The sequence below is a fragment of the Pseudomonas sp. RIT-PI-o genome (assembly GCF_001297215.1).
Classification (GTDB): domain Bacteria; phylum Pseudomonadota; class Gammaproteobacteria; order Pseudomonadales; family Pseudomonadaceae; genus Aquipseudomonas; species Aquipseudomonas moraviensis_A.
Genome location: NZ_LHPA01000005.1, coordinates 152,333 through 173,846, shown reverse-complemented (window position 1 = coordinate 173,846; position 21,514 = coordinate 152,333). Strand labels below are relative to the sequence as shown.

Sequence of the window (21,514 nt, the reverse complement as noted above, 5' to 3'; positions counted from 1 at the left end):
ACTGCTGTATCCCTCTGCGCAACTGCTGGCATGCCCTGCACTGTAAACCCAAATGACAGAACTGTTACCCGCGGATCTCCGAGCTCTTTTCCAGTTCGCCGGCGCGATACCTGATCGCCAGCCACAGCAAAGGAGCATAGGCGACAATAATGCCCACGCTCCCGTCCAGACCGAAATGCATGACGGCCACGGCAATCGGCAACAGCCAAAACATATTGATCACGGCAACGGCAATAGTGACGGGCAGATGACTGCCAAACCGACGAGAGGCATATTGATAGGCATGACTGCGGTGCGCCTCATAAACTTTATCGCCGCGCAGCAGGCGCCGAAACAGCGTGAACGTCGCGTCGACAATGAATACGCCGAGCAGAATCAACCAGCCCCACAGCAGTTCGCCATTCTGTCCTGCCGCCTGGAGCGACAAGCCTCCCAGCACGATACCGAGAAACCCGCTGCCGGCATCGCCCATGAAGATCCTCGCGGGCGGGAAATTCCAGAACAGGAAACCGCCGACGCAAACTGCGAGCAACAACGGGGCCCATATCAGCTGCGGCCAGCCACCCAGCCAGCCAAGAAGACAGGCGCCGAGGCACACGCAAATGGCTTCGACACTGGCGATACCATCGATGCCATCCATGAAGTTGTAGAGGTTGAGCAGCCAGACCAGATAAAAGGCCGCCAGCACATCACCGACAACGCCCAGGTCGACCAGCACGCCCCAAATCCGCAAGGCAGGCAGTCCGCCCATCCACCAGAGCAACCAGATCGCCGCGGCAAAATGCCCCAACAAGCGCCAGCGTGCGGCGATGTGTCCATGGTCGTCCATGAAACCAACCACGGCGACCAGCGTGCCCGCCCCGGCGATGGCCAGAAATGGCGCAAACGCGATCAGATCCCGCCACAGCAGATAAACCAGCGCCACTATGAATGTCAGAACAATCGCCACCCCGCCCCCGCGCGGGGTTGGCACCGAATGCGAGCTTCGCGCGTTGGGAATATCCATCAGGCTTCGTGACAATGCGTAATGGCGCAAAACCCAGGTCAGCGTGAGGGAGAAAAGCGCGATGATCGCGATGAACCATCCGTAATTCATATTTCGCGAGTATCCAGAAAATGCTGCGCCGTCAGGCTCAAGGCGCGATCAAGGGGCACAGGAGGCACCCAGTTCAATAATTGGCGGTTCTTGCTGATGTCGACCTGCAGAGAACCGAAGATTCTCTGCGACAGGGCTTCACGCCCCAGCAACCTGGCCACACCGCTCATCAAGCCGACAGGGACCGGCACCAACCGGGCCGGTCTGCCGAGCGCAATGCCAAGCCTGCGCAACAGTTGAGTGGTCGACACATCTTCACCATCACTGGCCAGGAATACCTGGTTTGCAGCGGCCGGGTGCTCGACGCACGTCAGCAAAAGGTCGATCAGATTGTCCAGCCCCAGCAGGCTGCGTCGGTTGTCGACAGTACCGAATGGCAGCGGCACGCCTCGAACGAGCCAGCGCATCATGTCGAGGAAATTGGCTTTGACCCCAGGCCCGTAAACCAACACCGGTCGAATGATCACGACTTCCATGCCAGTCTCCTTCGCCAGCGCCTGCAACACCTGCTCCGCCTCGTATTTCGAGATACCGTACGGATCGACCGGAGCAGGTACGTCGTCGGCGCAGTACGGCCGGCCCGGCGGAGTACCTTCGCCATTGACCTTGATCGAACTGACGAAGATGAAACGCCGCACTCCGGCCGCCGCCGCTTGCCGGGCAAGATCCAGAGTGCCTTGGACATTGACCTGACGAAACGCTGCCAGCGGATCAGCAGCCACCTCGTTCATGACGTGGACCCGGGCTGCCGCATGAATGACGCAATCGACGCCCTGCAGCGCTTCCGACAGATCCTGCCCGCTGCCAAGACCGGACCACTGGATCGCACGCATGCGAGGGTCGACGGCCGTTTCGGCGCGGCGCAGAGGGGCCACGACACGGCAGTCCGCTGACGCGAGCAATTGCCCGATCAATGCCCGGCCCACGAAACCGTTGCCACCCGTTACCAGAAATGTCTTGGTGCTCATGGGCGACCCTTGGAAGAAATGGATGCTGCAAACACACTGCAGCGACGCTGTTGCAAGTGGCGGAACCGCACGTGTGGCGCGACGCCAGGAAAATCGGATCGGCTATCGACTTGAGGCGGGCAGTTTATTGAATCGTCGACGTCATAGCCACTTCTGTGGCGACAGCAATCCTGCAAGCTGCATCTACCGCATAGCCCGACACTGGCGCTAATTGCACTTTGCTGTTGGAGCGGACTCAGGGTACGGATAGAATCCGTGCGGAAAAGTGATCAGAGCGCTCGCCGCTACAGGATTTTCAGATCCGTCATCACGCCAAATCTCGGCTAACACCGGCCAAAATCAAGATAGCAGACGCCTTTTGCTTCGAAATGGAGAGCACCCATGCAACAGATCAACAACCTCGCAGCGAAGATCGACAAGTTCAAGTCGCAGATTAATGCTTCGGTGCAGCGCGTGGTCGACAGCGGGTGGGTGGTTTTAGGACCGGAAGTCAAACGCTTTGAAACGGCATTCGCAGAGTATCTGCAGGCTGGCCATTGCGTCAGCGTCGCCAATGGAACCGACGCCATCGAGCTGGCGCTCAAGGCACTCGGTGTCGCTGATGGCGATCAGGTCGCTACAGTGGCCAATGCCGGCATGTACACCACCACATCGGTACTGGCCATCGGCGCCACTCCGCTGTTCATGGATGTTGACCTGGACACTCATGTAGTCACATTGGCGAGCGTCAAGCAGGCGATCGAAGCCGGGGCCAAAGCCGTAGTCGTCACCCACCTGTATGGTCTGGCAGTGCCGGACATCAAGGCGATCGCCGCGTACTGCGCGGCGCACAAGGTTGCCCTGCTGGAAGATTGCGCCCAGGCTCATGGCGCCGAGCGCGATGGTCAGCGGGTGGGTACCTTCGGGGACGCTTCCAGTTTCAGCTTCTATCCTACGAAGAATCTCGGCGCCCTGGGCGACGGCGGCGCTGTCGTGACCAATTCGGCTGCGATAGCCCAGCGTGTGGCGCAATTGCGTCAGTACGGCTGGTCCTCCAAGTACTGCGTGGAGCTCGCGGGCGCCCGCAATAGCCGCCTGGATGAAATGCAGGCAGCCATCCTGTCCGAGTTCCTGCCGCACCTCGATGAGGGCAATGCCCGCCGTCGCGAAATTGCCCAGCGCTACCGCACCGAGATCCGTCACGCAGAGGTCAGCCATGCGCAGGATGCAGGCCTGGCCTCGGTGGCCCATTTGTATGTGATCAAGTCCTCGAAGCGCGACGCCCTGCAGCAGCACTTGCGTCAGGCGCAGATCGCCTCCGACGTTCACTATCCGATTCCCGACTACAAACAACCGGTGTTCGGTGAGCAGTTTGCCGGCCTGAGCCTGGCCAATACCGAACAACTGGCATCGCTGATCCTGACGCTGCCCTGCTACCCGGAAATGAGCGATGCAGAAGTCGGCAACGTCATCGCTGCGGTCAATGGATGGGCTGCATGAGATATTCGGTCATCGTCCCGGTCTATAAAAACGCGGATTCCATCCCCCGGCTGATCCAGGCGCTGACGGACATGAACACCACCCTCGAGAACCAGCTCGAGGTGGTATTCGTCGTGGACGGCAGCCCTGACGATTCGTTTCTGCTGCTCAAACAGGCTTTGGGCGCAATGAGCTTTTCCGCACAATTGCTGGCCCACTCGCGCAACTTCGGTTCGTTCCCCGCCATACGCACCGGCCTGATGGCTGCCAAGGGTGATTATTTCGGTGTGATGGCCGCTGATCTGCAAGAGCCGCCAGAACTCCTGATCAACTTTTTCAGGTCGCTTGCCAACGATGAGTGCGACGTCGCCATCGGTACGCGCAACGCCCGCCAGGATCCGTTTTCCAGTCGGATGGCGTCATCGATCTTCTGGGGCCTGTATCGCCGCCTGGTGGTGCACGACATGCCGCCAGGAGGGGTCGACATCTTCGGCTGCAACAAAGCGTTTCGCGAGCAGCTGCTGCAGTTGAACGAGTCGCGCTCGTCGCTGATTGCGCTTATTTTCTGGCTCGGCTTTCGGCGCAAGTTCATCGAATACGAACGGCAGACACGCCTGGAAGGCAAATCGGCGTGGACCTTCAAGAAGAAGCTCGAGTACATGATGGACAGTGTGTTCGCGTTTACCGATTACCCGATCAGACTGCTCACGCGCATGGGCGCCATGGGTTCGCTCATTTCGCTGTTCATCGGTTTCATGGTGATCATTGCGAAGCTGTCTGGAGCTATCGAGGTGCCAGGGTATGCCGCCACCATGCTGGTGGTGCTCTTGTTGGGCACACTCAATCTGCTCGGCCTGGGACTCGTGGGCACCTATGCCTGGCGCGCCTACGAAAACAGCAAGCAGCGACCGCTTGCCATCGTCTGCATGAAACTCGACAACAAGGAACATTCCAATGACTGAGCCGTTCATCCACGCCAGCGCCGATGTAAAGAGTTCGAAGATCGGCAAGAACACACGCATCTGGCAATACGTTGTGGTCTTCCCGGACGCAGTGATTGGTGACGACGTCAACGTCTGCTCGCACTCACTGATTGAAAATGACGTGGTGATCGGTGATCGCACCACCATCAAGTCCGGTGTCTACGTGTGGGACGGCTTGCGGATCGGCTCCGACGTATTCATCGGCCCGAACGCCACGTTCACCAACGACAAGTTCCCACGCTCGAAGGTATATCCGGAGTCGTTTTCGCAGACGGTCATTCAGGATGGCGCCTCGATTGGTGGCGGCGCGGTCATTCTGCCTGGCGTCACCATCGGTACCGGCGCAATGGTGGGTGCAGGTGCGGTCGTTACCAAATCCGTACCTCCGTACGCCATCGTGACCGGCTCTCCGGCCCGTATAACAGGCTACGTGGAAAACTCCGCATCCAGTGATGCAACCAAGACTCCTGCCGTCAAAACCCAGGAGCAGGATGATGCGGTAGTGCGTATCGGCGTCGGCGATGTCACCACCCACCGCTTCAAATACATTGCGGACATGCGCGGCGACCTCTCCGTGGGTGAGTTCCACAAGGAAATCCCGTTTACCCCCAAGCGTTATTTTCTCGTGTTCAATGTCCCGAGCCAGAAGACCCGCGGCGAGCATGCCCACCACAAGTGCCACCAGTTTTTGATTTGCGTGAAAGGCAGCTGCGCAGTGGTAGTCGACGACGGTACCAACCGAGCAGAAGTGATGCTCGATGCTCCGAACAAGGGCATCTATCTGCCGCCACTGACCTGGGGCATCCAGTACAAATATTCCGAAGATGCGGTACTGCTGGTGTTCACCTCGGACTATTACGAAGCTGACGATTACATCCGTGATTATTCAGAGTTCACCAAGCTGACCGCAAAAAAAACAACGCCGTGACTACACTGAAGGACAATCCGCAAGTTCGCCGCTGGATCAGCTTCCTGATCGGCGGCGGACTCAATACCGGAATAACCTACTGCCTCTATCTGTTGCTCAGCTATGTGATCAACTACCAGATAGCCTATGCGATCGCCTATGTTGCCGGAATAGTCTTTGCCTACTTCTTCAACTCGAAAGTCGTGTTCAAGGTCGAGCACTCGGTAATCGGCATGCTTGTTTATCCGAGCATTTATCTCGTGCAGTACGTACTCGGCGCAGTTTTACTCAATGTGCTGGTCGAGCACTTGAATATGCACAAGGCTGTCGCACCGATTCTGGTCATATTGCTTCTCCTACCCTCAAGTTACCTTCTAAACAAAGTCGTTCTCAAGGCAACTCATAAAACCAAGCCCGCGAAGGATTAACAGGCGCCCCATGACAACTACGAAACCGGCATTGCCTGCGATGCCTATTCATACCTATAGCAGGTCGATGCTATGGCTTGCCCACTTGGCTCCGGCACTGCTGACCGTTGTGTTCATATGGCTGCCCTTCGGATTTTCGCTGACCGGGCTTATTGAGGAATGGGGTGTAATCGGCCTCTTCAGCAGAGCGGGGCTGTTTTTCGTAACAGACATTTCAAGCCCCTTGCCTGCTCATGCCTTGCGACCACTGACGGTATTTCCCCACGCGGTTGCTTATTTTCTCGACCCGAACAGTTTCAATTTCTGGCACATATTGCTGATGGTTGCACTGACGATCAAAGGCGCCTCATTGAGTTTGCTTACCACGCGGGTGACAGGCTCTATCAAATGGGGAATGTTCGCCAGCATTCTGGTCATCATTTATCCAGCTGACACGATGCAGCTCTCGTTCCGGGCGATCCACATCAATTGGGCATTGAGCCTGGTATTGATTGGCAGCGTCTTGCTGCTCGCAGCAACTGACCAGAACAGCAAACTCCGCGGGACACTCCTGAGCCTGGCTGCTGGCTTCCTGCTGGCTTGTGCCAGTGCAATGTATGAGGCCTCCCTGCTGCTCGTCGCAATTCCGTTTCTGGTGGCGTTCGCACAGACGGGATTCAAGCGATTGTTTTCGAATCTGAAAGACAATTGCCTGTACTACGTGATCTGGGTTTCCGGCGCCCTGACGTATATTGCTTATGTCATTCATACTGCGCCGCTGGTAAAAAGCTATCAAAGCGTGCTGGCTGGCGGCAGCGCACTGACGACGCTGATGACGTACTATCCCAACCTGTTCAAAGTGGGCCTGTTTCGCAGTATCTTCGGCGGCTGGATCGATGCACTGCGCATCACCCGCATCGAGATAATCAGTTATTGGTACCTGGTAGTTGCGACTGCACTACTGATGGGATTGATTTATATCTTCTTGAAGAGATCAGTAAAACCCGTCGCATTCGAAGAAAAAAGCGCCAACCTCGCAATCGTTTTCCGGCTCGCCTTGATCGGCCTCGCCCTTATTTGCATCGGCTACGCTCCGTTTCTGCTTTCGCCTCCGCATATGGCGATCAGCCAACGGACCTTTTTATTCGCCACACCGGGCGCCGTCCTGTTCGCAGTCTCAATGCTCTGGGCTTTGAGCAAAGCATCCAAAGCACTGACCTCGGCAGGATTCGCCGCGCTCATCTTCACTGGCCTCGCCTTCCAGCTGTTCCAGTTTCACCATTACATTGAAATTTCCAGGCAACAGCAGCTCGCGCTCAGGGACATTGTTCAAAATTTCGACGGCAACGCAGCTGATAAGACCCTGTTGATACTCGACTACAACAATCAGCTCAATCATGTCTGGATGTTCTTGAATCCTGATCTGGCAAACGTTCTTACTTACATTTATGGCAAACCCGTCAACGACATTCAGGTTTGCTATATGCCTAGTCGCGAATGGCAAGCTCCAACACCTTCGGTACAACGCAAGGGCACTTGCGAGGAGGGCAAAGATGAATGGACATTCAACTTTCCATCGCCTGTTACTGGCCCAGGCATGGAGTTGGCACCCGCTACCCCGAGCATGAAGCTCTCCAAGTCGAAAGTGGTCACGGTGGTAGTCGGGGACAGAAAGCCGAACGCGGAAAATGGTTTATCGGCATCCTACCGCACGGAGCTGGAATCGGGCGATACGCCGACCAGCCTGCGCTACCGTGGAATTACCGAAACAAAACCGTGGTTTGATTTTTTCAAATTTCGCGACCAATTGGCCAAAGATGAATACTCCTGGGGCTTTGGCAACTGGTGGAATCTCGACCTTCCTACGGCTGGCTCTGGATGGCGCGACGCAGATTGGGAACCTCGCCGGTTCAATCACATTGCTACCGCCTGGATGAATGCACCGCAAGCGTCACTTTACTTCGATATCGAGCCGAAAAACGCGCCTTACGTACTGAGCGGTTTTTTCGACGCGTTCCCGAACGAGGCGAGCCGCAGCAACATGAAGTTCAGAATCAACGGCGCAGAGATTCCTGTTGAATGGAGCGAGGTTGGAAAGTTCACTGGATCAGTGGACCCTAAACTTTTGAAAACGGGACGCAATGTACTCGAGTTCGAGACGGTCCCGAACCATGATTACTACGGTTACTCTGCCCGGCTGGACTGGGTCAAGATCGTACCTGAATAACCCTGCAGCCCCGCATCCTTGCCGAGTCAAAAATGCAGATGCGGGGTTTATCGGAATTTATTTCACGTCGAGCCAGCACACTCTTCGTTGAAAACGGAGCAACAACATGGATGCGATGAAAATCGATACCCGCACCCCGTCAGAGCAATCGGCAATGTATACCTTCAGACTAAGCGAGAAATTCGTCGCCTTCATACTGGCCACGCTACTGATGTTCATGGCCCAGCTTTACATCAACCCACAGACATTCCTGGGTGATGCCTATAACTATTGGGACCTGAGCTCAAAAGTCTGGGATTTTTCATTTCCAAAATCTTTGCGCGGTTACTTTTATCCATTGCTGCTCTCGCCAGCGAGGATATTCTTCGACGCTTATCCTGCAACGGGATATCTGGCTGTCCATTTGATCCAGGCACTGGCCTTCTCCTACTCACTGTGCATTTCGCTTCCATACGTGTTCAGCAAGGTCATCGGGGGCAAAGTCACTCTGCCGCGCCGCCTGTTGGTTCCCGCGCTGGTAGCCATTTTCTTCCCGCCGCTGATTGCTTACACACTTAGCGACCTTCCCGCTTTCTGCCTGATCATTGGCGCGCTGGCCCTGATTCTCAAAGCAAGCGAGCAAAAGAGTGTTGCAACAGCAATCGTCCTGATGATCGTGGCAGGGGTACTGGCATACGGGGCATACAATACTCGAACGATTTATCTGTTCACTCTCATTGCCTTGCTGCCGGCTATTCCCCTGCTCGCCCTTAAGAATCAATGCCTGCGTAAAAAAATGCTGTTATTGGCATTCTTCGTTATCGGCTCGGCGATCGCAGCCATTCCTCAGTCTTTGATAAACAAAAAGCACTTGGACTCTGCAACCCCGCTGGTTGTCGCGAGCGTCAACGACGCTTCACTTTTTGCAAGTCAGCTGAAATGGGGGATTACCCTGCAGCGTTATGAAACAGGCCACGACACAGAGACCGGCGCAATCTTTCCTATCTTCTATCTCGATCCGATAGGTGTGCGATTGACTGAAGAATTAAAGTTTAAAGGTACTGTTCCAACACTACCGTGGTACTTCCAACTGCTCCTCTCGGAACCGGTTTCATTCCTCAAGATATACACCAAGCATTTTGTGAACGGGCTGGATGTTCGCGACTATGACACCTACACAAAGGTTCGTTCCAAGGAAAATGACGTTCGTTCGGCGACCAGTATCGCAACCGCTTTGTTTGGACTGATCTGCTTATTCCTTTTAGTGATTCGAAAATCGGACAAACCGGCGCAGGGCCTATATCGCATTGGCTGGCTGGCGGTTATTGTGCTGCCGGTATTCGCAATTCTTCCGGGCGCCATTGAGACCAGGTTTTTCTTGCCTCTGCATGTGATGGCTTACTGTGCGATTGCGTTCGGAGTTTCAAAACAGTGCGCACGAGCGACTTCGGCAAAAGTCCTGATTCCCTTGGGCATTTTGTTTGTGGTCGCCGTACCAATTGCGTTCATGATTGCAAAAGCTGCGATATCCAACCCGGTATTTCAGCTGAATTGAGAATCGGATGTCAGTGTAAGGGCGCCGCGCGAGACGCCCTTACATGCAGATTGAGCCGACGCGCTCACGATGGCTGTACGGAAGATTCCACGACGCTTGTGCGAAGCACTCGGACCTCAGGGCTTTCGCAGCAAGCGCCGATAGATTGCCGCGTACGCTGAAACCATGGATTGCGCAGAAAACACCTCAGAGTATCGACGCTGCGCATTCTCACCGAAGGCCTGAGCGCGCTCAGGTGCGTTCGACAACGTCAACATTGCGCTGGCAAGGGCACCGGAGTCTCGAGGCGGAACCACAAGACCAGTCTCACCAGCAATGTTGATGAAGGTCGTACCCGAACCGATTTCACAGGAAATGAGCGGTTTGCCATACATCGCCGCCTCAAGCAGCGAGATGCCAAATGACTCCGAACGCAAGTGTGATGGAAACACAAAGGCATAACACAGCGTCAACAGCGCAGCCTTGTCCTCATCACCCAACCCTCCCAGGAAATGCACATTGGCAAGGCCGAGCCGCGCAGCCTGCTCTTTTAGTTCGGACTCCTGATGCCCACCCCCGAGGATCACTACTGGCAGTCCGCTGATCTTTGCCGCATCCAGCAGGTAATCGAGCCCCTTGTAATATCGCAAGGCACCGACGAACAGGAAGAACTTCGACCCCACCCTGCTCCGCCAGAAATCAAGCCTGGTTTCGGGCACGACCGGATAGGTAGCCCTGTCCAACCCATAAGGAATGATTTCGACCTTGTCGCGGAACCGTGACAGCACCGGACTGCTTTGCGCGTAGTTAGGTGAAGACGCCACGATACAATCCACGCTGGAGAGAAAGCGGTTCATCAGTGGCTGATACAACTTGAGCAGTGTCTTTTGCTTGACGATATCGGAGTGATAACTGAGTACCGAGGGTTTGCCATGCCGAGTCGCAAAATGGACCAGGTCCATATAAGGCCATGGGAAGTGGTAATGCACCACGTCAGCCTGTTTGGCCAATTGCGAAAAATCCTTGAACGCGGACAGAGAGAATCCCGTCGAGGCAACATGCATATCCAGCCTGGAGCGATGGGTCAGGTGGTTACCCACTGTTTCATTACGAGCAGCACCCCGTTCACTGAGGTACAGCACTTCGGAGCAAAACCCGTGTTCCGCGCCACCTTGGGCTATCTGGAAAATGACCTGCTCGATCCCGCCCATCGTTTCCGGGTAATAGGTTTTGAAGAAGTGCAGAACCTTGATCATTTGGCGTCGATAACCTTTTGGTAGACCTGCAGGGTTTCTCGAGCACAACGCTCCCAGGAAAAGCCTTGAGCGTGCTTCATTCCCTTGATGACGGCGGCATCGCGCCAACACTGATCGGTCAGCCCGCGTTCGATAAGACCGGTCAGCGCTTCGACGTCCAGCGCGGCGCACATCAGCGCAGCATCACCCGCCACCTCAGGCAGCGATGAACTATTGGAGCAGACCACCGGCACCCCGGAACTCATGGCTTCCAGCACCGGTAGACCGAAACCTTCATAAAGCGACGGAAACGCGAACAGACGTGCACCGGCAAACAGCAGGGGCAAGTCTGCGCTGGGAACGAATCCGAGATAATGCGCCCAGCCTTCACGCCTGGCGCTTTCGAGCTTCTCGTGAATCGCGTCGTTGCGCCAGCCGTGATACCCGGTAAGGATCAACGGCCAACGGGTTCGCAATGCAAGCGGCAATCGACCATAGGCGGCGAGTAAGGTCTCGATGTTCTTGCGTGGCTCGATCGTACCGACAAAAAGCGTGTAGCCATCGGGCTTCAAGCCATGGCGTGCGAGCACCTCGCGAAGCTCTTGCGGCGCGCGAGGATAGAACTCCGGAGAACTGGCCAACGGCACAGTATGGATTCGTTCGATGGGCCAGGAAAAATAGCTGGCCAGTTCCTGTCGCGTGAATTCCGAATCAGTGATCAGGGCATCGGCCCTGACCAGTGTGGTTTTCAGCTCTTTTTGCAGGTAACGGACTAACTGCGGCGCGTGACAATGCGCCCAGGTGAAGGGCGACAGGTCGTGAAACGTCGCCACGCTGCGCCCGGCAAAAGGCGGCAGATAATAATTGGGACTGTGGTAGAGAAAATCCCCATGCCCTTTCAGGGCAGCCTTTCGCAACATCGGCATCAATAGCCGATAAGCTTCTACTGCCAGAAAGTTCTTCTGCACCGCACGCTTCAGGCCGTAACCACTGCCTGACTCATTGGCAGCTGTGGGAAGTTCAGGCAGAAAACGTCGGCCGGCAAAAAATTGCAGGTCGGTAATTTCAGGACTTTGCTGAAGTCTCAGCGCAAGTTCATAGGTATAGCGGCCGATGCCAGTCAGCGGAAAGCGGATCGGCTCAACTGAAAGAACTAGCTTCATTTATTCCGCCGCAAGCATCCAGCTCAGAGTTTCTTCCAGCCTTGGCGTGTCCCAGCCCTGGACCAGCTCGCAAAGACGGGTATTGTCGCCGCACAGGATTTTGACTTCGTTGGCTCGGACGAACGCCGGGTTCACTTCGACTGCAAGTTGATGCCCCGTGATAGCCGAACACATGTCGATCACTTCACGCAGGGAATGACTTTTGCCCGAACTCACATTGACCGTCTGGCCAACAGGGCGCGCCTCGATCAAACCGCGATAAGCCTTGACCACTGCACGCACATCGCTGAAGTCGCGAGATACATCAAGGTTGCCCAGCTCGATCTTGTCCGCACGCTGGCGGAAATGAGCGACGATCTTCGGCAGCAGAAAGCTCTCGGCCTGGCCGACACCGGTGTAATTGAAAGGACGTGTCACCACTATCGGCAAGCGGTTATGCCAAAGACTGGCCATGTATTCCATGGCCAGTTTGCTGACTGCGTAATCGTTGGCCGGTGCTGGCGGTGTGGTTTCGCTGAGCAAACCCGCCGAAGCATTGCCATAGACATTGGCACTGCTTGCCAGCAGCACGCAGTCCGGAACCTTGCCACAGGCTGCGACGGCTTCCAGCAGGTGACGGGTGCCGATGAGATTGACGCGGTAAAACGTATCGGCCGCACCGTGGGCCACAAAGGCGAGTGCGGCCAGATGAATTACCACGTCGGGTTGAATAGTTGCCAGTAACTCGCGCAAGGCAGGACCGTCGGCCAGATCAACCTGATAATAGCCAGGTTCATCCGACGGCTGTGTACCCATCCCTATCACTTCATAGCCACCGGCTTTCAGCTCAGCAGCCATGTACCGCCCGGTGAAACCTTGAATACCTGTGATCAACGCGCGTTTACCGGCAATACTCATCAGAACGAAAACCCTTTCTCATTTCGACGCAGATCCGCTTCGACCATCATGCGGCACAGCTCTTCAAGCGTGGTTTTTGGCTCCCAGCCCAGCGCCGCTTTGGCTTTGGCAGGGTTGCCGATCAACAGCTCGACTTCGGTAGGACGGTAGAACTTCGGATTGATCGTGACCAACACCTTGCCAGTTGCCAGGTCTGTGCCCTTCTCGTCTTCAGCCGCACCGCTCCAGGCCAGATCGATCCCGACAGCCTTGAAGGCCATGGTGACAAAATCACGCACGGTTTCGGTACGGTTGGTCGCGAGTACAAAAGTATCCGGCTCGTCTGCCTGCAGCATGCGCCACATACCTTCGACGTACTCCTTGGCAAAGCCCCAGTCACGCTTGGCGTCCAGATTGCCGAGTTCCATCTTGTCGAGCAGGCCCAGCTTGATCTTCGCCACGGAGTCGGTGATCTTGCGGGTAACGAACTCGCGTCCGCGCAGTGGCGACTCGTGGTTGAACAAAATGCCGCTGGTGGCAAAGATGTTGTAGGACTCGCGGTAGTTGATGGTCATCCAGTGCGCGTAGAGTTTGGCAACACCATAAGGACTGCGCGGGTAGAAAGGTGTGCTCTCGATCTGGGGAATCGCCTGCACCTTGCCGAACATCTCGGAAGTCGACGCCTGGTAGAAACGCACTTTCGGATTGACGATCCGGATCGCTTCCAGAAGGTTCACACAACCCATGCCGGTAATGTCACCGGTAGTCAGAGGCTGATCGAATGACACGCCAACGAAACTCTGGGCTGCGAGGTTGTAAACCTCAGTCGCTTCAGTGGTCTGAAGCAGACGGATGCTGGCCGAAAGATCGGTCAGGTCGTACTCGACCAGATGCAGATTGGGATGCTTTTCAATACCAAGCTCCTCAATGCGCCAGAAGTTGACAGAACTGGTTCGACGGTAGGTGCCGTACACCGTATAACCCTTTTCCAGCAGCAGTTCCGCCAGATAGGCGCCGTCTTGCCCAGTAATGCCGGTAACGATAGCTTTCATGCGAATCCTCTAAACTCCATTAGAGAGCCTTTGCCAGGCTCCGTTGTGTCATGTGCGCCCATTGAGCTCTAAGTGGAAGAGCCATGAAATCTTGCAGATCATACAGAATGCGGCTCGGAACGACGATACCAAAGCTGTTCGCAAGGCGTAACAGGATCATTATGCCAGCAGCCCATGACATTCCTCCGCATGTCGAGGATTGCATTCTGCCCGATCCCTGCCACGCCTACACGGATATATAAATCAAGAAGTTGCTGCTACCGATCGAAATCTCCCAGCGCGTGCGACAGGCAATAAAGAAATAACTCAGAAAGAGTGACACTCCCCGCACCCAAGCCTAAAATGGCGTGTTTTTTTGATCAACAATCTGGTGCTATTAATGCGCAATGGTTCAGTAAGTATCGCCGTGTCGGACATCATCGCCGCGACGAGACGGTACGCTTTAGTAGGGATGCTAGGCTGGCAGGACGTTCGACAGCGCTATAGAAGGTCGGCACTCGGACCGTTCTGGCTGACCATCAGCATGGGCGTCATGATCGCCACGATCGGCGTGGTTTTCGGTCAGATTTTCAATTCTCCGATTCAGGAATTCCTGCCCTTTCTCGCTATCGGCATGATTCTCTGGAGCTTCATGTCCACGGTGATCACCGAAGGCTGCACCGGCTTCATTGCCGCCGAAGGCATCATCAAGCAACTACCGATCCCCCTGTTTGCCCACATCATGCGCATGATCTGGCGCAACATCCTGATTCTGGGTCACAACATCGTGATCTTTCCATTGGTACTGCTGGCCGTCGGCAAGCCGCTGACGTGGCTGGCCCTGATCAGCATTCCGGGTTTTTTCCTGGCACTGCTCAACTTGACCTGGATCGCCCTTCTGCTGGGCATTCTGTGCGCGCGCTACCGTGATCTGCCCCAGATTGTCGGAAGTTTGTTGCAAGTCGTGTTTTACCTCACGCCAATCATGTGGATGCCAAGCTTGCTGCCGCAACGGGCAGGTCTGTACCTGCTCGATCTCAACCCGGCCTACCATGTCATGTCGGTGGTTCGATCACCGCTGATCGGGCAGTTGCCAACCGCCACCAACTGGTGGGTTTCCCTGGGCATGGCCGTCGTCGGCTGGGCTTTCGCGCTCGTGGTTTATGGCCGTTACAAGCGCCGCATCGCATACTGGCTCTGAGAAGAACGACTAATGTCCTTGATCGAATTCAAAAATGTCTGTGTAGATTTTCCGATCTATAACGCGAACGGGCGCTCGCTGAAAAAGCGTCTGATGCAAGTGGCTACCGGCGGTCAGTTAGGTGCGGATCAACAGGGTCGAGTGATTGTCAGAGCTCTCGAAGACCTGACGTTCACACTTCGCGACGGGGATCGGGTCGGTCTCCTTGGACACAACGGCGCCGGCAAGAGCACGCTGCTGCGCTTGCTCAGCAGCGTGTACGAACCTTCCTCCGGCACCGCCGTGATCAAGGGAGAAATCGGCTCGTTGATCGACATATCACTGGGTACGGATCCGGAGGCGACCGGCCGGGAAAACATTTTCCTGCGCGGCGGCGTTCTTGGCATGACCAAGTCGGAGATCGCTGAAAAGCTCGACGAGATCATCGAGTTCTCGGAGCTTGGGGATTTCGTCGACATGCCGATCCGTACGTATTCGTCAGGGATGCACTTGCGTCTGGCGTTTGCAGTTTCGACGACGATAAAACCGGAAATCCTGTTGATGGACGAATGGCTTTCGGTGGGCGATGAAGGCTTCAAGCACAAAGCCGAAATCCGCATGAACGAGCTGGTGAAATCGACCAATATCCTGGTGATTGCCAGCCACTCGCGCGAACTCGTCATGCACACCTGCAATCGGGTGCTGTGGCTGGAGCACGGGAAAATAAAAATGGATGGCGACCCGGCGACGGTCACCGCGGCTTATTTCGGAGCTTGAGGCAGATGAACAGCATTAAGCGCAACGGCGTGGATATACAGGTGGCTTTCACGCTGGCCTCCAGCCGCCTGCACGCCAAGAACATCATTGAAACGGGCGGTGATGTCCCGGCGGAGGTCGTCGCGACCAAGCCAGGCATGAAACTGATCGTACGCCACTATACGAAGCAGGCGCTTGTGCGTATTGCGCATCGCCTTGTCAGAGCGGCCCGACCGGTCACCCGTCCGCTATTGTTCCACCTGCGCAACTACTTCACCTCCACTCTCCGCCAGGAGATGCTGGAAGAGTTCACCAAACTGCAGAAGATTCAGTACCAGCAGCACCAGCAGATTGTTCTCGAATTCCAGCGCCTGGCGAACTCGGCGAAGATCCAGACCCGACTGTCGCAAAAAATCTTTTCCGGCCAGCACTCGCTGGAAAGCCTGCAACAACAACTGGACCGTATCGAACAGAAATGTCCGGGCGCCGACCGTCAAGCCGCTGTCGATTCGCTTCAGGACGACGCCACGGCCGCTCCTCGACAAGCCAGAGGTGAAGGTGCATGAAAAGTGAAGTGATCGTCGTCGGTGCCGGTGGGCACGCCAAGGTGTGTATCGAATTGCTGCGCGCCCAAGGCGATAGCGTCGCTTACTGCGTAGGTAATCCGGACAGTCCGGATACCTGCCTGGGGGTTCCCGTACTTAAAAATGACGAACACCTCGCCGCGCTTCGCAAGGACGGCTACGAAAAGGCGTTCATCGCGATCGGATCCAATTCAGTGCGAAACAAGCTGGCCGCGAAGGCGACCCAACTGGGGTTTGGCCTGGTCAATGCGATCAGTCCGGCAGCAGTGGTATCGCCTTCAGCTACCTTGGGGAGGGGAATTGCCGTCATGGCTGGGGCCGTTATCAATGCCGAGGCGAAGATTTCGGATCTGTGCATCGTCAATACCGGCGCCACTATCGATCACGATTGCGTGATTGGCGAGGCGGTCCATGTCGCTCCGCAATGCGCGCTGGCGGGCAATGTGCATGTGGGCAATTTCAGCTTTATCGGTGTCGGCAGCAAAATCATCCCCGAGGTTCATATTGGTGAGTCGGTGATGGTAGGTGCCGGCAGCGTCGTCATTTCGAACATCGGGTCGGCAACCACAGTCGTAGGCGTGCCAGCCAAAGCTCTACACAAAATTTGAAGGAACAAGCATGAATCGTATTTCTGTTGCACAACCGAAGCTTGCCGGAAACGAACGTAAGTATGTGCTGGATTGCCTGGATACCAACTGGATTTCCTCGAACGGCAAATACATCGGCGCCTTCGAAGAAAGCTTCGCAGCATTCTGCGGCGTCAAGCATGCGATCGCCACCAACAACGGCACTACTGCACTGCACCTGGCATTGGTCGTGCTCGACCTGCAACCGGGCGATGAAGTCATCATACCGACAGTGACCTACATTGCCACCGCCAATGCCGTGCGCTACTGCGGAGCGACGCCTGTACTGGTGGACGTGTGCGCCGATACGATGAACATCGATCCGCAGACCATCGAAAGCAAGATCACCGCGAAGACCAAAGGCATCATCCCGGTGCACCTGTACGGTCACCCGGCGCAGATGGATGTCGTCAACGAAATCGCCCGCAAACACAACCTGTGGGTGGTGGAAGACGCGGCCGAAGCCCATGGCGCCGAAGTCAAGGGCAGCAAGGTTGGCAGCCTCGGCACGTGCGCAACCTTCAGTTTTTTTGGCAACAAGATCGTCACCACCGGTGAAGGCGGCATGATTACCACCAACGATGATGAGCTGGCGGCGAAACTGCGCCTGTTCCGTGGTCAGGGCATGGACCCGAAGCGTCGTTACTGGTTTCCAGTGGTCGGCTACAACTACCGCATGACCAACATTCAGGCAGCCATCGGTCTGGCGCAGATGGAAAACATTGACACTGCCCTGGCTGATCGTGATCGGCTCGCTGGCTGGTACAACGAAGCGCTGGCCGACCTTGCTGGCAAAATCGTGTTGCCGACCGAGGCTTCCTGGGCCAAACAGGTTTTCTGGATGTACAACATCTTTCTGAGCGATGGCGACGAGCACAAACGTGACGAAGTCATGCAAAAACTTGATGCCATGGGTATCGAAACCCGCCCGGTCTTCTACCCGATGCACGTGCTGCCACCGTACATGGAAGACAGCACCTACCCTGTTGCAGACTTGTGGTCGGGGCGGGGCATCAATTTGCCGACGCATCAGGACCTGACTCAGGATGACATCATCAGAATTGCAGCCAGCCTGCGTGAGGTCCTGGCCGACTGATGAAAATCGCCCTTTGCTCCACATTCGTGCCCTTCATCAGAGGGGGCGGAAGGAATATCGTCGACTGGCTGGCCTCTACGCTGACGGCTGCCGGCCATCAGGTCGAAGTCGTCTACTTGCCCGAACTGGATGCGCCGGATCTGTTGTTTCAACAGATGATGGCGTTGCGTTGGGTCGATCTGCAGAGCGCTGACCGGGTGATATGTTTCCGGCCACAGTCGCACCTGATTCCCCATCCGCACAAGATCCTCTGGTTCATCCATCACATTCGTGCGTTCTACGATATGTGGGACAGCCCGTACCGCGATTTCCCGGACGATGCCAAGCATCGCGCAATTCGCGATGCACTGGTGGATGCCGATACCCGAGCCCTGGGCGAAGCAAAGGCGATCTTCACCAATTCGAAGGTCGTATCCAAGCGACTCAAGACCTACAACGACTTCGATAGCGAGGTGCTTTACCCTCCGGTCTTCGAGTCGGAGCGTTTTTTTTGCGCTGGCTACAACGATGAAATCGCTTACATCTGCCGCCTCGAACATCACAAGCGCCAACACCTGCTGATCGACGCACTGAACTATACGACGACGCCGGTCCGCCTGCGGTTGCTGGGAACGGGCGCGGGTCCTGACTACGGCATCGCCCTGCGAGAAAAAATCGAAGAGTACGGCCTTTCGGACCGAGTGACCCTGGATGATCGCTGGATCACCGAAGAAGAAAAGGTCGCGCAGTTGTCAGTTTGCCTGGCTGCCGCTTACCTTCCGGTTGATGAAGACTCCTACGGCTACCCCAGCCTCGAAGCCAGTCACGCGGAAAAACCGATCCTCACCACTACCGACTCGGGTGGCGTTCTGGAGTTGGTGCAGGATGGCTACAACGGTTATATCGCCGAGCCGACTCCAGAGTCTCTGGCCGTTGCGATGGACAAACTCTACCGGGATCGAAGTCTGACCGAAGCGATGGGCAAGAATGCCCGGCAGCGCCTGGTTGACTTGAAAATTTCCTGGTCACATGTGCTGGAGCGTCTGTTGGCATGAAAGTCCTGATTGTGAACAACATGGCTCCGTTCATCTGGGGCGGCGCAGAAGAACTGGCGGTCAATCTGCAAAGAAACCTGCTCATGGCCGGTCACGACGCCGAAGTCATGCGCATCCCGGCTCAGTGGGAACCGGCATCGCGCATCCCCTCGCAGATGTTGCTGACCCGCACGCTGGAAATCTTCAATACCGATCACGTCATCGCCTTGAAATTCCCGGCGTACCTGGTTCGCCACCACCGCAAATCACTGTGGCTGCTGCACCAGTATCGTCAGGCCTACGACCTTTACGACGTCGGCCAGACCAACCTGCCGGCAGACAAAAGCGGCACCGACATTCGCAACGCCATTATCAACGCGGACAACGAAACATTCGCGGAGAGCCGCAGCATCTACACCAACTCCGAAGTGACCAGACAGCGGTTGTTCAAGTACAACGGCTTCGACTCGCAGGTGCTGTTGCCGCCCGTAAACGATCCTGAAGCATTCACCGGCGGTGAATATGACGATTACATATTTGCCGGCGGACGCGTCAACGGCATGAAGCGTCAGCACTTGCTGCTGCGAGCACTTGCCAAAGCCGACAAACGGGTCAAGCTGGTCATTGCCGGGCCTCCCGAGTCGCACGCCGACACGCTGCAATTGCATTCGATCATCAATGAGTTCGGCCTGCATGATCGCGTCAAACTCGACCTTGGCTTCCTGCCTCGGTCCACCTACGTCAATTATGTCAATCGTGCACTCGCCGTTGCTTACATCCCGTTCGATGAAGACTCCCTGGGTTACGTCGCGATGGAAGCCGCCACTGCGCGCAAGGCACTGATCACGACGACCGACAGCGGTGGCATCCTGGGCCTGGTCAATCCGCAGGAGTCCGGATGGCGAGCAGAGCCCACTGCAGAAAGTCTGGCCGAAGCGATGAATGCGGCGTTCGAAAGCAAAACCCGAACCATCGAGTACGGCGAAGGCGCGGAGGCGCTGTGGAACACCCTGGGCATCAACTGGCCCGAGACCATAGAGGCGCTACTTAAATGAAACTGGTCATTTTTACCCCCGGCGTCAAATCCTCCGCCATCGGAAGGATGACTCGTCTCGTGGTTCGCGCCCTGCTCAGTCAGCAGCACCACATTGTGCTGGTGCGCACTGAAAGCCCGCATGTTTTCGACAAAGAGGCTCATGACTTCGGTTGCACCGTCATTGCCTGGACGGATGAAGAACGGGTTAGCACCGAAGTGGCCGACGCTGACTGCCTCGTCTACCAGATCGGCGACAACTACGAGTTTCACGAAGGTGGCGTGGCCTGGCTTCACAAAGCCCCAGGCATCGTCTGCCTGCATGACTTCTTCCTCGGCCATCTTTTCTGGGGCTGGGCGCAGCAGCGGCGCGATGAAGCCCATCACATCCTGACGCAGTGGTACGGACGCAGAATCGCCACCGACTACTTCAACGTCAGCGACAGTACGACCTTCATCAACTCGACGCGAGAAACCGCACCGCTGACCGAATGGATCAGTTCGATGGCCACCGGCGTGATTACCCATAGCAACTGGGGATGCAAGCGGGTAATGGCCGCGTGCGCGGGTCCGGTTTTCGTGACACCGCTGGCCTACGACGCTCCCGGGGCCGTCGATGCGCAACCGGTACACAATGACAATCGCAAGTTGCGCTTGTTGACCATCGGCCACGTCAACCCCAACAAACGCGTGGAAAGTTGCATCAAGGCGATTGCCAGCAACGCCTCACTTCGAAAGAACGTGAGTTACCGTCTGGTGGGGGCGATTCTTCCGGATGTCGAACGGAAATTGACCGAAATGGCCGCCAAGGCCGGGGTCGAGCTGATCATTTCCAACGAAGTCGATGACGCCGCGTTGTCAGAGGCCATTCGCGAAGCTGACGTCATCAGTTGCCTGCGCTGGCCCAGCCTCGAAGCTGCGTCGGCCTCTGCGATTGAAGCGATGCTCTACGGTAAAGCCACCATCGTTACCAACACTGGCTTTTACAGCGAACTGCCCGATCAGTATGTATTGAAGGTATCGCCTGAAAGGGAAATAGAAGATCTGAAGAAGATCCTTCTATCACTGCGCGGCAGCCCCTCCTCGGCGATCGATATCGGCAAGCAGGCGCAAACGTGGGCACAGGAGACATTCACGGCCGAGAACTACGCCCACAAACTTGCGCAGGCTGTGCCTGTCGCGCTTCGGGCGAAGGTCATCATTTCAGCGGTCGACCATTTTGCGACCATCATCGAGAAATGGTCAGCGAGCCCCGAATTGCTCGGTACGCCCGAGATTCTCAAGTCGCTGAATCTGTTCAACACCAATACGATTGCCTGAATACCAGCATGCGGTGGATCGCCCCTGATCCACCGCATGCTG

20 protein-coding genes are annotated in these 21,514 nt (G+C 56.1%); 14 read left to right on the top strand and 6 right to left on the bottom strand.

All coding sequences use genetic code 11. The annotated features are described in order from the left end of the window. Positions 1 to 64: 64 nt before the first annotated feature. Both AEQ63_RS01365 and AEQ63_RS01360 read right to left on the bottom strand, forming a co-directional pair. Entirely contained in the window at positions 65 to 1,096 is a 1,032-nt protein-coding gene (locus AEQ63_RS01365; RefSeq protein ID WP_064361519.1) for an MraY family glycosyltransferase, read from the bottom strand. Next, on the bottom strand, positions 1,093 to 2,064 hold the full coding sequence (locus tag AEQ63_RS01360) for a UDP-glucose 4-epimerase family protein (protein WP_042607918.1): 972 nt from the start codon (positions 2,062 to 2,064) through the stop codon (positions 1,093 to 1,095). Before AEQ63_RS01360 ends, AEQ63_RS01365 begins: the two co-directional genes overlap by 4 nt. A gap of 381 nt (positions 2,065 to 2,445) precedes the next feature. Here AEQ63_RS01360 and AEQ63_RS01355 point away from each other — a divergent pair, with 381 nt between their 5' ends. The 6 genes from AEQ63_RS01355 (at position 2,446) to AEQ63_RS01330 (ending at position 9,580) form a co-directional block, all read left to right on the top strand. Next, positions 2,446 to 3,543: a DegT/DnrJ/EryC1/StrS family aminotransferase gene (locus AEQ63_RS01355; RefSeq protein ID WP_064361518.1), complete on the top strand. Its 1,098-nt coding sequence runs from the start codon at positions 2,446 to 2,448 to the stop codon at positions 3,541 to 3,543. Beyond that, a complete protein-coding gene (locus AEQ63_RS01350) occupies positions 3,540 to 4,484 on the top strand; it encodes a glycosyltransferase family 2 protein (RefSeq protein WP_042607920.1) in 945 nt (314 codons plus the stop codon). The genes AEQ63_RS01355 and AEQ63_RS01350 overlap by 4 nt, the downstream gene beginning before the upstream one ends. Further along, complete coding sequence (locus tag AEQ63_RS29125; protein ID WP_042607921.1) at positions 4,477 to 5,433, top strand: WxcM-like domain-containing protein; 957 nt, start codon at positions 4,477 to 4,479, stop codon at positions 5,431 to 5,433. The genes AEQ63_RS01350 and AEQ63_RS29125 overlap by 8 nt, the downstream gene beginning before the upstream one ends. Next, positions 5,430 to 5,840, top strand: coding sequence for a GtrA family protein (locus AEQ63_RS01340; RefSeq protein WP_223259132.1), 411 nt, complete (start codon positions 5,430 to 5,432; stop codon positions 5,838 to 5,840). The genes AEQ63_RS29125 and AEQ63_RS01340 overlap by 4 nt, the downstream gene beginning before the upstream one ends. 10 nt (positions 5,841 to 5,850) lie before the next feature. Beyond that, a complete protein-coding gene (locus AEQ63_RS01335) occupies positions 5,851 to 8,046 on the top strand; it encodes a hypothetical protein (RefSeq protein ID WP_064361517.1) in 2,196 nt (731 codons plus the stop codon). Positions 8,047 to 8,152: 106 nt separating this feature from the next. Further along, entirely contained in the window at positions 8,153 to 9,580 is a 1,428-nt protein-coding gene (locus tag AEQ63_RS01330; protein WP_064361516.1) for a hypothetical protein, read from the top strand. A gap of 116 nt (positions 9,581 to 9,696) precedes the next feature. Here the strand turns inward: AEQ63_RS01330 and AEQ63_RS01325 are convergent, their stop codons facing one another. Genes AEQ63_RS01325 through gmd form a run of 4 tightly spaced genes read right to left on the bottom strand, consistent with a single transcriptional unit; the run spans position 9,697 to position 13,885 of the window. Beyond that, entirely contained in the window at positions 9,697 to 10,815 is a 1,119-nt protein-coding gene (locus tag AEQ63_RS01325; protein ID WP_064361515.1) for a glycosyltransferase family 4 protein, read from the bottom strand. Next, on the bottom strand, positions 10,812 to 11,957 hold the full coding sequence (locus tag AEQ63_RS01320) for a glycosyltransferase family 4 protein (protein ID WP_064361514.1): 1,146 nt from the start codon (positions 11,955 to 11,957) through the stop codon (positions 10,812 to 10,814). Before AEQ63_RS01320 ends, AEQ63_RS01325 begins: the two co-directional genes overlap by 4 nt. Continuing rightward, positions 11,958 to 12,854 (bottom strand): GDP-mannose 4,6-dehydratase, encoded by an 897-nt coding sequence (locus tag AEQ63_RS01315; protein ID WP_064361513.1) that lies wholly within the window; start codon positions 12,852 to 12,854, stop codon positions 11,958 to 11,960. After that, positions 12,854 to 13,885, bottom strand: coding sequence for a GDP-mannose 4,6-dehydratase (gene gmd / locus AEQ63_RS01310; protein ID WP_039760002.1), 1,032 nt, complete (start codon positions 13,883 to 13,885; stop codon positions 12,854 to 12,856). The genes AEQ63_RS01315 and gmd overlap by 1 nt, the downstream gene beginning before the upstream one ends. A 355-nt stretch (positions 13,886 to 14,240) precedes the next feature. Here gmd and AEQ63_RS01305 point away from each other — a divergent pair, with 355 nt between their 5' ends. Genes AEQ63_RS01305 through AEQ63_RS01270 form a run of 8 tightly spaced genes read left to right on the top strand, consistent with a single transcriptional unit; the run spans position 14,241 to position 21,472 of the window. Beyond that, positions 14,241 to 15,065 (top strand): ABC transporter permease, encoded by an 825-nt coding sequence (locus tag AEQ63_RS01305; RefSeq protein WP_227972800.1) that lies wholly within the window; start codon positions 14,241 to 14,243, stop codon positions 15,063 to 15,065. 12 nt (positions 15,066 to 15,077) lie between these two features. Further along, positions 15,078 to 15,821 (top strand): ABC transporter ATP-binding protein, encoded by a 744-nt coding sequence (locus tag AEQ63_RS01300; protein ID WP_064361512.1) that lies wholly within the window; start codon positions 15,078 to 15,080, stop codon positions 15,819 to 15,821. A 5-nt stretch (positions 15,822 to 15,826) separates the two neighbouring features. Next, positions 15,827 to 16,366 (top strand): hypothetical protein, encoded by a 540-nt coding sequence (locus AEQ63_RS01295; RefSeq protein WP_064361511.1) that lies wholly within the window; start codon positions 15,827 to 15,829, stop codon positions 16,364 to 16,366. Then, positions 16,363 to 16,992, top strand: coding sequence for an acetyltransferase (locus tag AEQ63_RS01290; RefSeq protein WP_042607926.1), 630 nt, complete (start codon positions 16,363 to 16,365; stop codon positions 16,990 to 16,992). The genes AEQ63_RS01295 and AEQ63_RS01290 overlap by 4 nt, the downstream gene beginning before the upstream one ends. Before the next feature lie 10 nt (positions 16,993 to 17,002). Beyond that, the gene (locus AEQ63_RS01285) at positions 17,003 to 18,106 is read left to right on the top strand and encodes a DegT/DnrJ/EryC1/StrS family aminotransferase (protein ID WP_042607927.1); all 1,104 of its coding nucleotides are present in this window, start codon (positions 17,003 to 17,005) and stop codon (positions 18,104 to 18,106) included. After that, positions 18,106 to 19,140, top strand: coding sequence for a glycosyltransferase family 4 protein (locus AEQ63_RS01280; protein WP_042607928.1), 1,035 nt, complete (start codon positions 18,106 to 18,108; stop codon positions 19,138 to 19,140). The genes AEQ63_RS01285 and AEQ63_RS01280 overlap by 1 nt, the downstream gene beginning before the upstream one ends. Beyond that, positions 19,137 to 20,174: a glycosyltransferase family 4 protein gene (locus AEQ63_RS01275; protein ID WP_042607929.1), complete on the top strand. Its 1,038-nt coding sequence runs from the start codon at positions 19,137 to 19,139 to the stop codon at positions 20,172 to 20,174. Before AEQ63_RS01280 ends, AEQ63_RS01275 begins: the two co-directional genes overlap by 4 nt. Further along, entirely contained in the window at positions 20,171 to 21,472 is a 1,302-nt protein-coding gene (locus AEQ63_RS01270; RefSeq protein ID WP_064361510.1) for a glycosyltransferase, read from the top strand. Before AEQ63_RS01275 ends, AEQ63_RS01270 begins: the two co-directional genes overlap by 4 nt. Positions 21,473 to 21,514 lie beyond the last annotated feature (42 nt).